Annotated in this window: 15 protein-coding genes; 12 read left to right on the top strand and 3 right to left on the bottom strand. The window is 38.7% G+C overall.

Annotated elements, in window-relative coordinates:
- Positions 1-50: 50 nt before the first annotated feature.
- From METTI_RS02035 to METTI_RS02015, 5 genes are all read left to right on the top strand, one after another.
- Positions 51-1,559: a replication factor C large subunit gene (locus tag METTI_RS02035; RefSeq protein WP_023844147.1), complete on the top strand. Its 1,509-nt coding sequence runs from the start codon at positions 51-53 to the stop codon at positions 1,557-1,559.
- Between the two features lie 328 nt (positions 1,560-1,887).
- Positions 1,888-2,097, top strand: coding sequence for a hypothetical protein (locus tag METTI_RS15990; protein ID WP_048135044.1), 210 nt, complete (start codon positions 1,888-1,890; stop codon positions 2,095-2,097).
- A 270-nt stretch (positions 2,098-2,367) separates the two neighbouring features.
- A complete protein-coding gene (locus METTI_RS02025) occupies positions 2,368-2,601 on the top strand; it encodes an Lrp/AsnC ligand binding domain-containing protein (protein WP_023844146.1) in 234 nt (77 codons plus the stop codon).
- Between the two features lie 175 nt (positions 2,602-2,776).
- Positions 2,777-4,639: a DNA topoisomerase VI subunit B gene (locus METTI_RS02020; RefSeq protein ID WP_023844145.1), complete on the top strand. Its 1,863-nt coding sequence runs from the start codon at positions 2,777-2,779 to the stop codon at positions 4,637-4,639.
- Positions 4,640-4,643: 4 nt separating this feature from the next.
- The gene (locus tag METTI_RS02015) at positions 4,644-5,753 is read left to right on the top strand and encodes a DNA topoisomerase IV subunit A (protein ID WP_023844144.1); all 1,110 of its coding nucleotides are present in this window, start codon (positions 4,644-4,646) and stop codon (positions 5,751-5,753) included.
- A gap of 50 nt (positions 5,754-5,803) precedes the next feature.
- Here the strand turns inward: METTI_RS02015 and METTI_RS14975 are convergent, their stop codons facing one another.
- On the bottom strand, positions 5,804-6,499 hold the full coding sequence (locus METTI_RS14975) for a tetratricopeptide repeat protein (RefSeq protein WP_169729092.1): 696 nt from the start codon (positions 6,497-6,499) through the stop codon (positions 5,804-5,806).
- A gap of 110 nt (positions 6,500-6,609) precedes the next feature.
- Here METTI_RS14975 and METTI_RS02005 point away from each other — a divergent pair, with 110 nt between their 5' ends.
- Positions 6,610-7,701: a mechanosensitive ion channel family protein gene (locus METTI_RS02005; RefSeq protein ID WP_023844142.1), complete on the top strand. Its 1,092-nt coding sequence runs from the start codon at positions 6,610-6,612 to the stop codon at positions 7,699-7,701.
- Positions 7,702-7,797: 96 nt separating this feature from the next.
- On the opposite strand, the gene cutA is transcribed toward METTI_RS02005, so the two are convergent.
- Positions 7,798-8,103: a divalent-cation tolerance protein CutA gene (gene cutA / locus METTI_RS02000; protein WP_023844141.1), complete on the bottom strand. Its 306-nt coding sequence runs from the start codon at positions 8,101-8,103 to the stop codon at positions 7,798-7,800.
- Positions 8,104-8,168: 65 nt separating this feature from the next.
- Between cutA and METTI_RS01995 the strand changes: the two genes are divergently transcribed.
- The 3 genes from METTI_RS01995 (at position 8,169) to METTI_RS01985 (ending at position 9,935) form a co-directional block, all read left to right on the top strand.
- Positions 8,169-8,696 (top strand): DUF6141 family protein, encoded by a 528-nt coding sequence (locus METTI_RS01995; protein WP_023844140.1) that lies wholly within the window; start codon positions 8,169-8,171, stop codon positions 8,694-8,696.
- Positions 8,697-9,061: 365 nt separating this feature from the next.
- Positions 9,062-9,370: a hypothetical protein gene (locus tag METTI_RS01990; protein WP_023844139.1), complete on the top strand. Its 309-nt coding sequence runs from the start codon at positions 9,062-9,064 to the stop codon at positions 9,368-9,370.
- Positions 9,371-9,497: 127 nt separating this feature from the next.
- Positions 9,498-9,935, top strand: coding sequence for a hypothetical protein (locus METTI_RS01985; RefSeq protein ID WP_023844138.1), 438 nt, complete (start codon positions 9,498-9,500; stop codon positions 9,933-9,935).
- On the opposite strand, the gene METTI_RS01980 is transcribed toward METTI_RS01985, so the two are convergent.
- Positions 9,906-11,117 carry a nucleotidyl transferase family protein gene (locus METTI_RS01980; protein ID WP_023844137.1) on the bottom strand — a complete coding sequence of 404 codons (1,212 nt, stop codon included), beginning with the start codon at positions 11,115-11,117 and terminating at the stop codon, positions 9,906-9,908. The genes METTI_RS01985 and METTI_RS01980 overlap by 30 nt on opposite strands.
- A gap of 323 nt (positions 11,118-11,440) precedes the next feature.
- Between METTI_RS01980 and METTI_RS01975 the strand changes: the two genes are divergently transcribed.
- The 3 genes from METTI_RS01975 to METTI_RS14965 are packed head-to-tail and all read left to right on the top strand — an operon-like array spanning position 11,441 to position 19,223.
- A complete protein-coding gene (locus tag METTI_RS01975; RefSeq protein WP_023844136.1) occupies positions 11,441-11,812 on the top strand; it encodes a response regulator in 372 nt (123 codons plus the stop codon).
- Positions 11,813-11,847: 35 nt separating this feature from the next.
- On the top strand, positions 11,848-15,609 hold the full coding sequence (locus METTI_RS14970) for a response regulator (RefSeq protein ID WP_023844135.1): 3,762 nt from the start codon (positions 11,848-11,850) through the stop codon (positions 15,607-15,609).
- A gap of 2 nt (positions 15,610-15,611) precedes the next feature.
- Positions 15,612-19,223, top strand: a complete 3,612-nt coding sequence (locus METTI_RS14965) for a response regulator (protein WP_023844134.1) — start codon at positions 15,612-15,614, stop codon at positions 19,221-19,223.
- Positions 19,224-19,225 lie beyond the last annotated feature (2 nt).

The following is a 19,225-nucleotide window of genomic DNA, read 5'->3' as shown; positions in this document are numbered from 1 at the left end:
AACAAAGTGGTGCAAACATTAATTACTTTTCCTGAATATTGGGTAATAACATGACTGTGCAGATGGAATGGGCAGAGAAGTACAGGCCAGTCTCACTGGGCGATGTAGTTGGCCACAAGAAAGTGATAGATGATCTCAGGAACTGGGGAGAGCAGTGGGAATATGGCACTCCTGAAAAAAGAGCAGTAATATTGCACGGTCAGGCCGGTATTGGTAAAACCTCGTCTGCACATGCTCTTGCCAGGGATATGAACTGGGAAGTCATTGAGCTTAATGCCAGTGACCAGAGAACTGCAGGTGTTATTGAAAAGGTTGCAGGTTCTGCATCTACGATGAAAACACTTACAGGTACGTCTGATAAGAGACTCATAATTCTTGATGAAGCTGATAATCTGCACGGTAACAGTGACCGCGGCGGGGCACGTGCAATAGTTGATGTTATAAAGAAAGCCAGTCAGCCTATTATCCTGATAGCCAATGATGTTTACGGTCTTTCATCTACTGTACGTTCTTTATGTCTTGAACTTAAATTTGGATCTGTACAATCCCGTTCTATGGTTCCGGCATTAAAGAAAATTGCATCGCAGGAAGGTATCATGTGCGGTGTGGGTGTTATTGAGAAAATAGCTGAATCTGCGGATGGTGATTTCAGAAGTGCTGTCAATGATCTCCAGGCCATTGCAATGGGGCGTACCGAGATCAATATTGAGGATATTTCCACGTCTGAACGTGATAACAAAGAGTCCATATTCAAAGTGGTTGGAAGGATATTCAAAGGCAAGGATGTTTCCTCCGCACTGGAGGCAACATATAACCTCGATGAAACTCCTGAGGATCTTATTCACTGGGTTGATGAAAATCTTCCATACCAATACACCGGCAAAGGTGAGGAATCTCTCACTCCTGATATTATTGCCGTGTATTCCTATCTTTCCCGCTCGGATCGTTTCCTCGGACGCGTACGCAGGCGCCAGAACTATCGCATGTGGCGTTATGCAGGCATGCTTATGACTGGTGGGACTGTGGTTTCTAAAACCAGGGTGCGTGGAGGTTTTGTAAAATATCAGCCACCATCTTTGTGGCGTAAGATGGGACAAATGCGTTCCAGGCGCAATATGAGGAACAATATTGCTGTTAAAATTGGTTCTCATTGCAATGAATCAATGCGTTATTCACGTCTTGAGGTGGCAGGTATGTATTCACGTCTTATTCTGGAAGATGAATATGCTGCTGATGTTGTGGCTGTTCTTGGGCTGGATATGGATGAAATGCTCCATCTGCTGGGGGCAAAGAAGGTCACAAAAAAGCTTCAGGCATTGTATGATGATGCACAGTATAAGCGTCAGGCTTTCATTCCCACAGATGAACCTGAATTTTTTGTTCAAAAATCTGCACCAAAGAAAGATCCTTCTCAACTTAGTTTTGATAAGTTGCCAGCTTCTAATAATACTTCATTAGATTCTGCTTTTGGGAATGACTCCTCTAAGAAGGATGAAGTAACAGCACCGGCCAAAAAGGAAGTCGCAGCAAAACCACAAAAAACATTATTTGATTTCTGAGTTTTTTGGGTTTAATCGTGATTGATTGACTGATTGTATCTTTGATATTTCTGTTGATTATCACGTGGCTGCGGATTTGCTATCAATTGAATATATTTTATGGTATATTCTCTAATGTATGTTTTATATTATTCGTATGTAATAATCAACTTTAAATTATATCTTATCATTTCTGTATTTATAATTGAATACTATTTTATGTAAAGTTGGATGGTGTCGTTTATTGATTTGTATTTTACAGGCTTCATATTCTAAAGCTCTAGATGTATTATTCCCCATAAGATAAACGATTGATTTGTAATGTCTGTTTTCAAATGAAATTTGCTGCATGGATGAAATATCATCATTTACTTTTGTTTGGATTGTTGTATTATTCTGTATGAATTGTGCAACATTAAAGAAAAAAGTACTCTGTTATTTTTATAAATCAGCAGTATTCATATGTATGCTTGTTCATACAAATCCGGTCATAATTATTGATTTTTCCCTAATGGTTGGAGGATATTTAAAAACAAAGCCCAAGCTGATTGATTTTTAATATTATGTATCAGAAAAGTGGAGTGGAGTATGAGCGGGTTGGGGAGTGGGGGTTATTGTCAAAAAGAGGATAACCCGCTCATCAATTCCTAGTATGATATTCTTAGTATATAAAGATTATTCTCATACTCATCATTATGATGAGGTGATTTTTGAAACATGGCTCTTGATGTCGATTATATTTATTAGATATTTTCTGCTTTTCTGAGGCTCAAATGAATTATTGAAAACTTCTAAATACTTTGTATCCTACTTCTGTCTAAGTGATAAAATGGTAATAGGCGTAACTATGGTTAATGTGCTGCCAGGTAGTGAAAGGACAGCTTTTAACGAACTCAACAGAATAGAAGGTATAAAGGACATCTATCACGTTTTTGGAGAATATGACTTTGTTGTGATTATTGAGGTTGATGACCTTGGCAATCTTAACAGCATAGTCGATCTTATACGTGAAACAGAATCAGTAACCGCAACCCAGACAATTGTGGGTGCAGAGCTGAAATAGATTTCACTTCACTTTTAATTTATATGCAATCACTGTAAGTAGCATAATTTGCTCAAAACCTGGGATCATGGAAAAGACGTATCCATGATCCTGAAAAAACATTTTTATATATTCGTGGTTATTGTTTTCTGGTCACAAGGGATAGTGACCAATAACGGACGAGGAAGATACTTTTATGGATAATCCAATTGCAGAAGAACTTGCCAAAAACCAGAAATCAATAAGCGTTGCAGAGTTCTTTGAAAAGAACAGGCAAATTCTGGGTTTTGATTCAGCCCCGCGCAGTCTAATAACAACGGTCAAGGAAGCAGTGGATAACTCCCTTGATGCATGTGAGGAATCAGAAATACTTCCTGACATTTTCCTTCATATAGAACGCTCGGGCAAAGACAACGTGGTAATCATCGTGGAAGACAACGGGCCTGGTATCATCAAGGAGCAGATTCCAAAGGTCTTTGCAAAACTCCTCTACGGCTCAAGGTTCCACGCTCTAAAACAAAGTCGTGGACAGCAGGGTATAGGTATATCGGCATCGGTGCTTTATTCACAACTGACATCAGGTCACCATACAAAGATTACGTCTAAAATAGGTCATGGAAAACCTGCACACTATTACGAGTTAATGATAAACACCAGTACCAACGATCCTGAGATTATCAGGGATGATGTGGTAGACTGGGACAGGCCACATGGTACTCGCATTGAAATGGAAATGGAAGCTTCCTATGTAAAGGGAAGACGCCAGTCCATCTATGAGTATCTGAAAGCCACTGCAATCGTGAATCCTCATGCAAGAATTACCCTGATTGAACCGGATGGAAACCAGGAAACTTTTGAAAGGGCCACGGACAAACTTCCGGTTCCTGCAAAAGAGATACTGCCTCATCCGCATGGTATTGAGCTTGGTACTCTGATGAAAATGCTGAGGTATACTGAAAGACAGAAGCTTTCCCCCTTCCTGCGTTACTCATTCTCAAAGATTGGTCATCTTGCCGCAGAAGAAATATGCAAGGCCTCCGGACTTGACCCGGAACTTGATCCGCATGAGATGACAAGGGACCAGTCCCGTAAATTGCTGGATGCATTCTCCAGGGTAAAGATAATGGCTCCACCTACAGATTGTCTTTCTCCTATTGGTGAGGAACTTATCTACAAAGGACTTGAGAAGGAGTTCAGTGTTGATTTCATAGCCACAACCACCAGAACCGCATCTGTATTCTCAGGTAATCCTTTTATTGTTGAAGTTGGTATCGCCTTTGGTGGTGAACTCCAAAAAGACGACCGTGTGGATATCATGCGTTTTGCCAACAGGGTTCCGCTCCTGTATCAGCAAGGTGGATGTGTTATCACTCATGCGATTGAGTCTGTTAAGTGGAAGCAGTATGGTCTGAGCCAGCCAGGCGGAGGACTTCCAACAGGTCCTGTGGTTATTTTAGTTCACGTAGCATCAACCAATGTTCCTTTCACTTCCGAATCCAAGGATGCTGTGGCAGAAATTCCTGAAATAAGGGATGAGATAGAGCTTGCCATTAAAGAAGTAGCCAGAAAGATGAACAGGTATCTTAACAAACGTAATGATCTCAAAAAGAGGCGTGAAAAAGAGGTTATTATCACAAAGGTGCTGCCAAAAATGGCCAGCAAACTTGCTGAAACTCTTGAACGCGATGTTCCTGACATAAATCCTGTGGTTGCAAAGGTCATGGGCAATCTTCTGGTAGACAGGATAGTAGAACCTGATGGTAATGGTGGTGCAAAGATCTCTATCAGGGCTAAGAATTACACCAGTAAAAAACAAAATTTCAATGTACATGATATGGTGCCTTTTGAAATCGAAAATGCAGTGCCGCAGCCCAAGGTGATAAGCATGGGTAGTGATTTTGATTATATATGGAAGCTAAGTGTTTCACCAGGTGCGTCTAAAGTCCTCAGTTACTCTGTAGCAACACTCAGTGAAGCTGAGATAGCAAAATTACCCACTTTGATAGTGGAGGGTCTTGATGAAGAAGTTGTTACCGGTGCAAAAGCTATCAGGGGGTAAATAAATGGCAGATAATCTTTCTACGCAGAAAAAAGAACATGATGAGATTGCAAGAGGCCGTTTACTCGGTCTTGCAGGTGAACTGTATGATCAATTTACTGATGAGGTAGTTCCGAGTGTATCTCTTCCCAGTCGTACAAAAGCCAACATAGAATACAGTGAAGATAGTGATGTATGGGTTTATGGTGACAGGGAAACCGAAAGAAGCGCAAAGACTGTAAAAGGTGCTTTCCAGTTATTGAAAACCAGCCATGTTATAGATTTCCTGGTGAAAAACCACCTGGGGCAGAATAGAGGGTCTACTTTAAGAGAGTTGTATTATATCTCAGAGAACTGGGATATAGCAAAATTCCGTGAACAGCCTGAAAGTGACAGGCTCATCGAGGATCTTGAGATTATTTCCGGTCTTCAGAGGGAATATTTCCACATGCGTCCTGAGGAAGACGGTGCAACAATGTTCGGTCCTATCCGTCTGCGTGAAGAAACGAAGCGTGGAGACCGTGTGATTCATTGTCAGGAAGACATAGGTGAAAGTGGTTATCAGATTCCGTTCAACGTTGAAAATATCGAATTCCTTGATACGGATGCAAAATTCATCATTGCCGTTGAGACTGGTGGTATGTATGCCAGGCTTATTGAGAATGGTTTTGATGAAAGAAATGATGCCATTCTTGTGCACCTGAAAGGGCAACCTGCACGTTCCACGCGTCGTATCATCAAGAGGATGAATGAGGAGATGAATATTCCTGTAGTAGTCTTTACTGATGGTGACCCATGGTCATATCGTATCTTTGCATCGGTGGCTTATGGTGCTATTAAAAGTGCTCATCTTTCAGAGCATATGGCAACACCGGGTGCTCAGTTTGTTGGTGTTCAACCTTCTGATATTGTGGAATATGAACTGTCCACTGATAAGCTTACAGACAAGGACGTTGCAGCCCTGAGAAGTGAGCTTACAGATCCAAGGTTTGCCAGCGATTACTGGAAAGAGCAGATAAGTCTCCAGCTTGAAATTAACAAAAAAGCCGAACAGCAGGCCTTTGCAGGAAAAGGTCTGGATTTTGTGACGGACAGGTATCTTCCTGAGCGTCTGACAGATCTGGGTGTCCTATGATACCCTTTTCAATTTATTTTTGCTTTTAATTTTCTATTTTTTATCCATTCTTATTCTGGCCTGAAGTTCCTGCATATGGCATTTAGAGAAATCGACATTGCTTTAGTGTCCTTGTGCTGGCAGAGTTCATTTTTATGGTATCGGCATGTTCCACAGCAATATGCTCTTCTGTTGAGTTTGTCCTGAATAATCTTTTCCTTTACAAGATCTTCCCCGAATCCTTTGTAGTATTTTATATCCTTCTGGCTGCATTTCATTTCATATGCAAGCAGTGTACTTACTGCAGGAGGTTCCCATTGGACGTAAACCTGGTTAACAGCAAGTTTCTCTATTGAAATCTGAGTTTCTTTACGTGGTTTTATTTCTTCTTTTCCTTCAACAATTAGTGTAAGGTTTTCGACATGCAGTTTAATCTTATCATTGTCTGGCTGCTGTTTCAGTGCCCTGTTCATAAAAGTAAGTGCAGCCTCAAAACGTTCCATTTTCTTTAATGCCAGGGCTTTGTTATAAAGAGCAGGAAGATACCTGGACATGTTGTACTGTTTGAGTATTTTATCATAACACTCAATAGCTTCGTGAAATTTCCCTTTCTTATACAGTAGCATGCCCTTGTTGTTGAGTGCCACCGGGTTTTTCGGATCAAGCTCAAGTGCCAGACCAAAATAATGTAGTTTCTTTTCAGGGTCCTTCTCACTAAGCCCTTTCTCTATCCACGTGACTGCGACATCAGAATTGCGTTCTTTCATTATCCGCATTATTTGCAGTTCCCTATATTATCCTTCTTGCTGGTATTCCACTCTCTAAACCTGTTGTATGTTTAAAAAAGTTTATATATATTTTATTCAAACCAAGCAGCATGTTTCTGAACAACACAATCCCTGTTTACATTAATCAATTCGTGCAGTCACAATCCGGTATTTTTGGTTCGGATATTGCGGCTGCAACAATTGTAATAGTTGCATCTGTAATACTGGCTTTTATTGCAGATCTTTTATTTGAAAAGGTCTTCCTTCATTACGCTGCAAAGACTAGTTATGATTGTGACGACCTAATTGTTGATGCTCTTAAAAAACCGATATTCTATACAGTTGCATTTGTGGGAGCTTTCATAGCTGCAGAAATTGTGCTCCCTGGAAATGCCGCCATAGAAATTATTATGGGTCTTCTGCTAACAGTCCTGGGTATTTTATGGATTTTTGCCCTGCTAAAAATAGATAAAATACTCTTCAAGTATGTATTCTCTCATCTTGTCAGAAAAACAGACACCCGGATGGATGATGAGCTTCTTCCCCTATTCAAGAATATACTTGATGTGCTAATTGTCTTCTTCGGAGTCCTTGCAATATTGAAAGGTGTGTGGGATGCGGACATTCTTCCACTTTTTGCATCAGCAGGTATTGTGGGTCTGGCAGTTGCTTTTGCAGCACAGGATACAATTTCCCAGTTTTTCGGTGGTCTTTCGATTTACTTTGACCAGCCATTCAAGCCCGGGGACAGGATAGAAATTGATGACGGTGAGATAGGCATAGTACAGGAAATAGGTATACGCAGTACCAGAATCAAGAACCTCTATAACAACATGATTGTAATCCCTAACAACATAATTGCCAACAGCAAAATAACAAATTACACTTCTCCTGAAGAGACAATGATGGTCAAAGTGACAATAGGTGTTGCTTATGGTTCTGATGTAGAGAAAGTCAGGGAAATTCTGACTGGCATTGCAAAAGATGTCAATTTTGTGCTGGATGATCCTGCACCTTATGTCAGGTTCGATAATCACGGCGATTTCAGCCTTGACTTTGCCATGATAATGTGGGTAACTCATCCCGGAGAAAAATTTACTGTAATAAACGAAGTCAACACTAAAATCAATGCTGAATTTGAAAAAGAAGGTATTGAGATTCCATTCCCTGTAAGGACTATCATCCAGCAGAAAACGGAATAAAAAGAACTTAGTTTTTTGAATTGATGCAGTTTCTCTGCATTGATTCATTTTCATGTATTTTGTTTTTCATATTTTCCATTTTTTTCTTTAATCGTCTTACACAACGCTCTCGGATATCCATCTCAGGTATTCAGCTTCCCCGTTTATTTTCCATGAGATGATTGCAGGAAGTTCATAGCTATGCAGCTTTCTGATATGATTGGTTATATCCTGTGTTTTTGAAGTTAAAGTCTTTATTGAGAGTGCAAACTCCATATCCTCTTCAACGTTGTCTTCCCATGCATAAACAGAATCAATGGCGTGTATATTGACACAGGCCGCAAGTTTGTTTTCCACAAGTTCCCTGGCAATATTTTTTGCTTCCTCTTTGCTTGAAGTTGTGGTGTAGATGATAGAATACATTTTGCTCTCCTCACGGGTCAGAATATTAACAATGATTATATATTTTCAGTTTCTTATTTTTGTTGATGACTTACGATGGTTCTGCAGACTCTGTCATATTCAGGGAAGTACAGAAATTCAGGCAAATATGGTTACTGGCATTATTACTTGTGACCACAGGGATGACATGGTACGGCGCTATAGAACAGCTTGTGTATGGCCGCCCTTTTGGCAGCAATCCTGCATCTGATGAAGGAATGATAGCAATCCTTATTGGTATGGGAGTTATTTTCCCTATTTTCATGCTGTCCATCCGTCTTGTGGTTGTTGTGCGCAACAGCGGTCTTTACGTGAAGTTTTTCCCATTCCATCTTTCATTCAGGCATTTTCCTTTCAGCGATATACTGTCCGCTGAAGCTGTGAGATATAGACCACTCAGGGATTATGGTGGGTGGGGTATAAGGTATGGTCGAAACGGCAAAGCCTACAATATAAGTGGTAACAAGGGTCTGATGATTGAATTTAGAAATGGGAAGCGCCTTATGCTGGGGTCCCGGGAACCAGAAGTCCTGAAAATGTCTATAGAACAGGGTCGCAACCGCAACACCTACTGATTTTCTTTTTTCATACTGGTATGTTTTTGTATTATTGCCAATTCAACTGATGTTAGTTGAACTTTGAGTTTATGATTACATATTCATACTCTTATTCTTGAAATGTGTGACTGTTCATACTTATGTATGGCTTACAAATTAGGACTAATCATGTGTAATCATTTTATGTTTTTTTCTTATGGTTTATTTAAGTGCGTGCTATTTGATATTTCAAATTTGAAATATACAACAAAACGTATAGTTACAATAATTCGGTTTTTGATTGTATTATTCACGTTGTAACTTTCAGACTATTCCAACAGAGCTATGTATATTTGCATTAGCCGTAACAAATTACTTTTATTGCATATGGTTTATTCATATTCATGGACAACACTCTCACAGAGCTGACAGAAAGGGATCTGGAACATTTTACTCCTCCTGTTTTAATGCAGGACATAATTGCTGTTTTTATTGCTTATGACATTAGTTTTATACGGAATTTTAGTTCTGATCTGTATTATGTGGAAATGGTTGACGGTGAACCTCTTGTGCCCCTTAATCCAATGGGATCCTATCCGCCGGGTATAGAAAAATTATTTGATATAATGACAAGGGAAAGAATAAGTATGCTCAGTTACAGGGATGAGAAACTCTGGTGCTCATATTTCCTGATAAATAGTGAAGACCTTTAATTATCAGAATTTAGCTAATGTTCTTATATACTTTAGAGATAGTTTTCAGGAATTATATTTTTCTGTTTATATGTTGCTAACATGTCATTAAATAAGTAACATTGTTACTTCCATACTCTTTTATATTATGGATGTCAATACATTACACAGTGTGGGTATGAATTTATTATATGACGTTAGAGACTGGTTCTACGAATGTGACAGGTTCCTGTTCCTGGCGGAAGTTCATTATCAGAGAGAAAATGTAAATCCGTCTGAGCACAGGTTTAATGAAGAGCTCACAAGCTCCAGGCTGGATGCCATACTCTGTAATTTAAAGAACCTGAGTAAAGAAAATGACTACTGTGTAGACAGTAATGAATGCGTATCAAAAGATGAAATTTTAATGCTGAAGAAGACACTTGACAACATATCATCCGGTAACTGGAATGATATGGACGCTGAATGTGTAGCAAAATCAAAGGCCATTGTTCATAAACTTGCAAAAGCAGTGAATGCAGATATTATAAAAACGAATGACATGAGAGGGTGCCCTTCAATATACGATGCCTGTAGAATTATTTGAAACTGCATTTCTTTCATTTCGTATCTTTGTTGATGATGTACCGTCATCATTGTAGCAATCATAGGAGACTATATCGCAGATATCCGGGATATCAATCTCAATGCAGATTTGCGCATCCTTTCTCCTGAAAACCAGGAACCTTATATTATACTTCCTGAAATGATCGATAAGACTCTGCATGTCTTCACCTTCTCTGTAATAATTGACATTAAAGAGCCTGTTCAGGGTGTCAGTCCCTATTATAAAAACAGAATCCGGGAACAGAATAGCCTTATCAGCAAAAAGTGGAGAGTTACTCAGATATATATTTCCTGCCGACCCCTTTCCCATATCCTGTATACAAACCCTGACAGAATCCACTCTTTCCTTCAGGGATATGTAGTCAATAGGTGGCTTGTCAACATTGGCAAGGGATATTTCAAAATCCACAGGCATGCCATATTTTTCAGAAGCTATCATTGCCATTTCAATATGGTTCTTGTGGCATGGGTTAAAAGAACCTGACATAATAATGCATGGCTTGTTGGAATTTTTTCCCAGATTTACTTTTTGTGGTGAATTCTTCCCGGAATTAATACTTTCCAGTGTATTTAGAAGCAGCTTTGAGGTCTCACCATCGGCTTCAGTTTCTTTATCGATAATAAGTGTTCTATCTTTCGTATTATCTTCCAGGTTGGCGTCTTTTGCATATTTTTCCGGTTTACACAGGGATGCTATTCTGTTTAAGATGAAATTTGCTGTAATACTTTCCTGTTCTTCCCTGCTTCCTTTCTTTTCAAAAGAAACACCTGATACAGTAGTTTTGTGGTATGACTGACTTGCAAAATATACTTCATGTTGCCTGCCTTCACGCTCATCTCCCTGCTTTGCAAGTTTACATGTGACGCCAATTCCTATCAGGTTCAATGGTTCTGCTTTTTCAGTTCTGGAATCCAGCAGCAATGCACGGCGATATGCTGACATTGCCATATCCTTTGCGGTTTCAGCAGAAACATAACTATCCGGTTTTTTCCCTATCAGTTCATGTAAAGATTCCTTACTGTAAGGCACAATGGCTTCAAGAAGAGTGTCCGAACCTCTGCCATGGCGTAGAAGTTCTCCGATAGCTTCAGTTCCTCCTCCGGTTATTGCAAGCACCATCCTGAAAGGTGACTGGTGTATGTCCGTAATTTTATCTTTCATTCAGTATGCCTCAATTGATCTTTAACCTGGATATGAATTAGCTCTTGTATGGTTCTTATGTAAAACTCCGTCATTGCTGATTAATTTTCTCACCATCCAGTTCTGTTATTTTTTGTAAGAAATAGTTCAACATTTGGAAAATGTTAATTGTGAATATTGGTGTGCGATATGCTTTTATAGAGTAACCAACTACATAATATTATCATCCATTTATTATATTTATCACCCGTATCAGATCCTAAATACATTTCAATATTCTCCCTGAATATTGCTGATGTTTTAAGATTAAAAGCAAAGCGGGAGCTAATATTTCGAGGGAAAAAATGTGCAACATACTTGTAATTGAGGACAATCCTGTAAACATGGAACTCACTGTGGATCTGCTGGAGTCCTATGGATATGAAGTAACTCCTGCAGAGGATGGGTTCATAGCCCTGGAAAAGGTAAAAGAGAAAGAGTTTGACCTGATCCTTCTGGACATTCAGTTGCCTAAAATGGACGGACTTGAAGTTCTTTCACGATTAAAGGAAGATGAAGCTACAAAAGATATTCCGGTAATAGCTTTGACTGCACATTCCATGCGCGGTGACGATGAGCGTTTTATTGCTGCCGGATGCATCGATTACATTTCCAAACCAATAGATATCCACAGTTTTAAGGAAAAGATCCAATATCACCTTGAAACTTCAAACTGATCCTCTTTTTGCGTAATAGTTCTTGAGGTTGAGCCATGAAATTACGCTCTAAGACATTGATAATTTTCAGTTTGACTCTATTTTTCCTGATTCTTACTTTGTATATCAGTGCAGGTTCGATTATTTTCCATAGTTTTGACGATCTTGAACGTCAGACTGTTACGGATAACATGGATAAAGCTACAGAGTTTTTTGAACAGGCAAGTTTTAACCTTGAAATGCTGACTCAGGGAATGGCTTCTAGTGTGGCTACAAGTGAATTCATGTCAACAAATGATTCTACTTATGTCGAGTCTAATCTGGAAAATGAAGACATGAAAGCAATGCATCTTAATGTGATAGTCTTTCTTGATAATTCCAACAATATTCTTTTCAAAAAAACATATGATTCTTATCAGGAAACAGAAACCGAATTTTCCTCAGAATTGCTTTCAATACTTTCGGGGGAAAATCCCTTATTACCATCAGAATCTAACAACTATGCCCCCTCTGGTATTATAATATTGCCTGAAGGTCCTCTTATTTTTTCATCACGTCCTATCAAGGATTCATTAAGTAATTCCAGTTCTATGGGTACGCTTATAACCGGATATTATTTTACTCCTGAAATGGCCGACTTCTTTACAGATGTACACAATACTCCATTGAACTATAAAGTCCTGCAAGGTTCCAGTTTAGATGAAAGTACTCTTAATAAAATAGATTTGTCAACAACTACTCCTGAAAAGATTCACATTGAACCAATTAGCGAGAATACTGTTCTTGGATATACTGTGATTAATGACATTTATGGGGAACCCGCCCTTCTTCTTGAAATATCCAGTCCGCGTATAATACACCAGAAGGCTAAGGCCACATTTGCTTATCTTCTTTATGCAATCATTTTTGCAGGTATTCTTTATGGAACAGCGGGAACTGTGTTTCTGGAAAATGGCATCCTTTCCCGTTTAATCATCCTAAAGAACAATGTAGATTCAGCAGAGACTGATCTGTCATCTTATGAAAGTACAGATATTCCGGGAAATGATGAAATATCATCACTTGCTTCAAGCATAGATAATCTGGCTGAAACTCTCAATGCAAGAGAAAGTCTTCTTTCTTCAATTATAGAATCTGTTTCTGAAGGTGTCATTGTCATAGATGAAAACTACAAAATGACTCATTTCAAATCTAAGTTTATTGAACTATGGGATATTCCGGAACACACACTTGCTGAGAAAGATGGCCTTAAGCTATTTAATCATCTTAAAGACAGAATTGTCAATTATGATCATCTGTTTTCCATGCTGCAAAAATATCACATGACTGCAGTAACGAATGTTGTTATTGTACAATTCACCAATGATACTTATTTTGAAGTTTCTACATTCCCCTTATTTGGAAAAGACAAAGTCATTGGCCGAATTCTTAGTTTCAGGGACATTACTGAGAGCAAGAAATCCGAAGATCTTCTTCGCGATAAAGAACGCAGGTTCAGGTTACTCTTTGAACATTCCAATGATGCAATTTTTATCGTGAAAGATGGAATGATTCAGGATCTTAATGAAAAAGCGTGCACTTTTGCATGTGTAACAGATCATGCCATTGTTGGCATAGAATTAAATGATCTGGTAAATAATGACCAGCTGGAATTGCTACATACAATTATAAGGGATTCAATAAAATATAACTTCAGTAAAGCTGAGATTCAGATAAAAAAAGCAAATGGAGAACAGATAGATGCTGAAGTAAGTGCTACTCTTGTGGATAAAAAAGACTTGATAGTCCAGCTTATCATTCGTGATATTACCGAAAGAAAAGAAATAGAAAGACTGGAACATGAAAATCAGGAAAGGATGAGTCTTATTATAGACAATATAAATTGTGGAGTAGTTGTCATCGATGCCAATACTCATGAGATAGTAGATGTTAACATCACTGCTCTGGAAATAGTTCAGCATAAAAAAGAAGACCTGATAGGCAGTCTGTGTCATAAATTCATTTGTCCCAGTCAAATTGGTAGTTGTCCGATTACTGATCTTGGTCAGTCCATTGACACATCAGAACGTGTGATTATACGTTCAGATGGTACAAAAGTCCCTATTCTGAAATCTGTGGAAATTGTTAATCTATCTGGCCGTGAACTCTTCATTGAAAGTTTCATAGATATTACCGACATAAAGAAAACTGAAAATGAGCTGATTGATGCAAAGATTAACGCAGAGGCTGCAAACAGGACTAAGAGCGAATTTCTCGCAACCATGAGCCATGAGCTGCGCACTCCCCTGAATTCAGTCATAGGCTTCTCTGATCTGTTGCTTGACGGAAGTTTTGGAGAACTTAATGACAAGCAAGGCAGGTTTATGGCAAACATATCCCATAGTGGAAAACACCTGTTGAATCTGATTAATGATATTCTGGATATTTCAAAAATAGAAGCAGGAAAGATGGAACTTTTCTATGAAATATTTGATTTTTCTGATCTGGTATCTGATATCCATCTAATGATGAAACCACTCTCATCAAAGAAAAATATTAATCTTGAATTCAACATGAGACCCAGGAGTATTTTCATAAACGCCGACAGGAGCAAACTGAAACAAATAATGTACAATATAATTGGCAATGCAATAAAATTTACTCCTGATAATGGTAAAGTTCATGTAGATATTTCAATGAAAGACCAGATACTTTTGCTGAGTGTCAAAGATAACGGTATTGGTATATCCAGTGATGACCAGGAAAAACTCTTCCATCCATTTGTACAACTTGACTCGGCAAGTACACGGAAGTTTGAGGGTACAGGTCTTGGCCTTGCTCTTGTAAAGAACCTTCTTAAACTTCATGGTGGTACAATTGATGTTGAAAGTGAGCAGGGCAAAGGTTCGACATTCTATATTGAAGTACCTCTGAATCTCAAAGAAAAAGATCTAAATGCCAGATTGATTACAGATGAGAACTCAGAAGATATCGTCCAAACGTCAACAATAAGTTCGGCAGATGATCTGGTAATTCTTGAACCGGAAAATTCAGATGGCTCGGAACCACTTATCCTTGTGGTGGAAGATGATCCGAATTCCAGAGAACTTCTGAGTTTTATGCTAAATGATGCAGGTTTCAGGTTAATTCTGGCAGAAGATGGTGCAGAAGCACTTGAAATTGCAAAAGAAGTACATCCTTTTGCCATCACTCTTGATCTGAATCTCCCTGGTATGGATGGTACCGAAATACTGGAAAACCTGAAAAAAGACGATTGCACGTCTTCAATTCCAGTGGTGGTTCTTTCATCACTTGGTGAAAAGGATATCGGCATGATTGTTGGTATTGTGGATCACCTGACAAAACCTGTCGATTCTGACCGCTTGCTGGGACTTCTTTCTGATCTTGTTACAAAGTCCGGAAAAACATCGTTTAAGGCTCTGGTTATCGATGATGATCCAATGGTGGTTGAAATGCTTTCCGAGATGATACGTTCATTCGGATATGATGTGATTACTGCCGGTGGTGGTCAGGAAGGTATCAACAAGGCATTTGAAACTCATCCAGATGTCCTGATAGTTGATTTGATGATGCCTGATGTAAACGGTTTTGATGTGATATCAACATTAAAATCTGATTCAAGGACAATAAATATACCATTGATCGTGTGCACTGCTAAGGATATAGAATCTGATGAAGCGGACTATCTTAACAACAATGCTTTTACCATACTTCAAAAGGGTGCATTCTCAAAAGAGGATCTTCTTGGTATTCTTGGAAAACTTGAAAAGCCATCCGGTGAAGCTAACTCTTCTGGTTCTTGTAAGGGAGGAATGTGAAGATGAACTTGAAAAAGTTGAAAAAACTGATTTCATTTTCCATTTTCTTATCTATCATACTTTTGACTACTATTAGTCCGGGAGTTTTAGCTGAAGAAGATACAATCACTATTGCTGTGCTGTCAGACGAGTTACATGTCAAGCCTTTTGCAAGACTTAATGGCACTGATGCATACCTGTCATCTGAAATGCCGGAGTTCACATTCAATGTGGTTCCTATGGATTTTGATTCCATGCAGGAAGGAATTTCATCTGATGAAATTGATTTTGTAATTGTTGATCCGGCAACATATGTTACTCTTGAGTATTCTAATGGAATTAGTAATATTGCAACTATGGAAACCGTTGCATATCTGCCACCGGATTATGTGGTACAGGACTTAACATCTTTTCTGGGTAGTGTAATTATTACTGAGAATGATCGGGAAGATATTGAAAATTTGCCTGACACCACAGGGCTTTCTTTTCTTGTGGTAGAAACTCCTTCCAAAGAAGGATGGTGGCTTGCAAAAAGGGAATTTACAGAACATCGTATTTTTCCGGAAAATGATTTTGCATCTTTAGACTTTAATAATAACCCGGAGGAAATAGTTTATTCAGTATTAAATGGGGATTATGATGTAGGGATAGTTCCTTCCGGTATTCTTGAAAGAATGTACATGGAAGATAAAATTGATTTTGATGAGCTCAAAGTTGTTCACCCGCAGAATTATGATGATTATCCTTTTTTAGTAAGCACAAGACTGTATCCTGGATGGGTAATTGCAAAATGTCCCCATACGTCAAAATCGATTTCAGAAAGAGTTTCTGTTTCATTACTCAGCATGCCTTCTTCCATCTCGCCTGACAGCAAGATCGGTGATGTTGCCGGCTGGACAGTGCCACAGGATTACAGTTCAGTACTTCAGTGCCTGAGGGAAATAAATGAAGGCCCTTATCAGGGTCAAATAGACCTTATGGCAACACTTGATAGAATGAAATATTTCCTGGCAGGTGTACTGTTTTTGCTTATAATTGCAACTGCAAGTGTGTTCTATGTTAATAACCTGAATTCCAAGCTTCAAAATGAAATCGTTTCCAAGAATGAAGCTGAAGAGCTACTGAAAAGAAAACATTCCATTGAAAAGACAATGCTTACTGTTTCTTCAATGTTCACATATCCCGGGGATGTTGATGTGGCAATAGACATATCTTTGATGGAAATTGGAACTCTTTGCGGAGCAAATCGTGTCTACCTTTTTGTTTTCAATGAAAATGATGGAACAATGAGCAATACTCATGAATGGTGTTCAGAAGGTATAGAAGCCCAGAAAGATGAATTACAGGATTTACCCGCTGATATGTTCCCATGGTGGATGTCCAGGCTGAAGAATGATGAAATGATAAACATAAATGATATTTCATCATTACCTCCCGAAGCTTCTGCTGAAAAAGAAATACTTGAGATGCAGGACATAAAATCAGTTCTTGTTCTCCCGGTATTCACAGAAGGCAAACTTATAGGATTTGTAGGTCTGGATGAAGTTGAAGGAACACGGCAGTGGCATGATGATGATTTTGATACCCTGAATATGTACTCAACACTCATGGCAATGGTGCTTAAAAGGAGATATATGGAAAAGTCTCTCCGGGAAAGTGAACAGCACCTTAAAAGAGTTCTTGAAGGCAGCAATGAGGGTTCATGGGATGTAAACCTTAAGGAAGATTATCTTATTTTTAACAAAAGATATGCAGACATAATTGGATTTGATGAGGAAGAGATAGGTAGTAGTTTTGACTGGATGAAACAGCAAATTCATTCTGCTGATCTGGGATGTGCAGCATCAGCAATTGAAAATATTATTAATAAAACAACCGATGTGGCTGAATGTGAATATCGCATACGTGGAAAGGATGGCAAATATAGATGGGTCTCCAACAAAGGTAAGGTCGTTGAGTATTCTGAGGAAGGAGAGCCACTTCATATTGCCGGTGTTCTAGTGGATATATCTGAAAGGAAAGAAGCTGAAGCAGCCCTGCTGGCTGCAAAAAAAACAGCTGAAGAAGCAAGCCGTACCAAGAGCGAGTTCCTTGCTAATATGAGCCATGAGCTGCGTACTCCTCTAAATTCAGTTATTGGATTTGCAGATATATTGGCAGAAGAAACGTTTGGTTCTCTTAATAATAAACAACAACGCTATGTTGGCAATATATCCAAGAGTGGAAGGCATTTGCTCAGTCTTATCAATGATATTCTTGATCTTTCCAAGATTGAAGCCGGAAAGATGACACTTCATCCGGAAAAATTCGAAATAGGTGATTCACTGGATGAGATTAAATCAATTATTTCTCCACTGGCTCATAAAAAGGATATCAATCTTGAAATCAACATGGTTCCTGATGCAATTACAATAAATGCAGACAAAGGAAAATTCAAACAGATTATCTATAATCTTTTGAGTAATGCTATCAAGTTTACAGACAACGAAGGCTCTGTTTTTATCTACGTAACTTTGCAGGGTGATTGTGTACGTGTCGAAATAAAGGATAATGGAATAGGTATATCAAAAGAGAATCAGGAAAAACTCTTCAAGGCATTCACCCAGATAGATTCATCAAGCTGCAGGGTTTATGAGGGTACGGGACTTGGTCTTGTCCTTGTTAAAAATTTCATAGAACAGCATCATGGAAATATATGGGTTGAGAGTGAGATAGGTTCTGGTTCTTCTTTCATCTTTGAGATACCGATTGATTTTGATGCAAGTTCTCCTGTCTGTGTCTCTGAATCCAATGGTGAAACTACTGAAGAGTATGAGGTAAGTGGGGCAGTCTGTCCAATAACATCTGGAATCAAAAGTATTGAAAATGAAGATAACTATCGTCCACTCATTCTTGTGGTTGAAGATGATAAAAAATCTCAGGAAATTCTTTCTTTTACATTAAGGGATGCAGGTTACAATGTCAGTTTTGCAGATAATGGAAAAGAGGCTCTTGAACTTGCAAAGGAACTTCATCCTTTCGCAATCACCCTTGATATAATGATGCCTGAAATGGATGGATGGGATGTTCTCAGGAATCTTAAAAAAGAAAAAGGAACCGAGGATATTCCAGTCGTTATTGTTTCCATAGTGGATGAAAGGGATCTGGGTGTGATATGGGGAGCCTTTGATTATTTCGTAAAACCAATTGACAGGGAAGGACTTCTTTCATCACTTGACAGACTAAAGACACTTAAGTCATTTGAAAAGGTGAATGTACTTGCCATAGACGATGAACCTTCTGTGCTGGAACTCATGGATTCCATGCTTTCAACGGAAGGCTACAACGTGATTGTGGCTTCAAGCGGCAAAGAAGGTATTGAAAAGGCGCTTAAATCCTCTCCTGATGTTATTATACTTGATCTCATGATGCCGGTAATAGATGGTTTTGATGTTATCAAAGAATTAAAGAAGCATCCAAGTACCATTGATATTCCTATAATAGTCTGTACTGCAAAGGATCTTGATGTTCATGAGAAAGACGAACTTGATAAGAATGTGTCTTTTATAATGCAGAAAGGAATATTCAAAAAGCAGGATCTTCTTTCTTGCATCAGGAATGTGGAAAATCTTTCATCAAAGGCAGAAAAGGAATGAGC

The organism is Methanolobus tindarius DSM 2278 (assembly GCF_000504205.1).
GTDB lineage: Archaea > Halobacteriota > Methanosarcinia > Methanosarcinales > Methanosarcinaceae > Methanolobus > Methanolobus tindarius.
The sequence above is the reverse complement of the archived record's forward strand: the minus strand, read 5'-3'. Positions and strand labels throughout refer to the sequence as shown.

What these genes read in the sequence shown, in the direction of transcription:
- METTI_RS01985 (WP_023844138.1), top strand. Translation starts at nt 9,498, where the DNA reads ATGGATGTCAATACATTACACAGTGTGGGTATGAATTTATTATATGAC.
- METTI_RS01980 (WP_023844137.1), bottom strand. Translation starts at nt 11,117, where the DNA reads ATGAAAGATAAAATTACGGACATACACCAGTCACCTTTCAGGATGGTG.
- cutA (WP_023844141.1), bottom strand. Translation starts at nt 8,103, where the DNA reads ATGTATTCTATCATCTACACCACAACTTCAAGCAAAGAGGAAGCAAAA.
- METTI_RS14970 (WP_023844135.1), top strand. Translation starts at nt 11,848, where the DNA reads ATGAAATTACGCTCTAAGACATTGATAATTTTCAGTTTGACTCTATTT.
- METTI_RS01995 (WP_023844140.1), top strand. Translation starts at nt 8,169, where the DNA reads ATGACTTACGATGGTTCTGCAGACTCTGTCATATTCAGGGAAGTACAG.
- METTI_RS02015 (WP_023844144.1), top strand. Translation starts at nt 4,644, where the DNA reads ATGGCAGATAATCTTTCTACGCAGAAAAAAGAACATGATGAGATTGCA.
- METTI_RS02005 (WP_023844142.1), top strand. Translation starts at nt 6,610, where the DNA reads ATGTTTCTGAACAACACAATCCCTGTTTACATTAATCAATTCGTGCAG.
- METTI_RS14965 (WP_023844134.1), top strand. Translation starts at nt 15,612, where the DNA reads ATGAACTTGAAAAAGTTGAAAAAACTGATTTCATTTTCCATTTTCTTA.
- METTI_RS01975 (WP_023844136.1), top strand. Translation starts at nt 11,441, where the DNA reads ATGTGCAACATACTTGTAATTGAGGACAATCCTGTAAACATGGAACTC.
- METTI_RS02025 (WP_023844146.1), top strand. Translation starts at nt 2,368, where the DNA reads ATGGTAATAGGCGTAACTATGGTTAATGTGCTGCCAGGTAGTGAAAGG.
- METTI_RS02035 (WP_023844147.1), top strand. Translation starts at nt 51, where the DNA reads ATGACTGTGCAGATGGAATGGGCAGAGAAGTACAGGCCAGTCTCACTG.
- METTI_RS01990 (WP_023844139.1), top strand. Translation starts at nt 9,062, where the DNA reads ATGGACAACACTCTCACAGAGCTGACAGAAAGGGATCTGGAACATTTT.
- METTI_RS02020 (WP_023844145.1), top strand. Translation starts at nt 2,777, where the DNA reads ATGGATAATCCAATTGCAGAAGAACTTGCCAAAAACCAGAAATCAATA.
- METTI_RS15990 (WP_048135044.1), top strand. Translation starts at nt 1,888, where the DNA reads ATGGATGAAATATCATCATTTACTTTTGTTTGGATTGTTGTATTATTC.
- METTI_RS14975 (WP_169729092.1), bottom strand. Translation starts at nt 6,499, where the DNA reads ATGAAAGAACGCAATTCTGATGTCGCAGTCACGTGGATAGAGAAAGGG.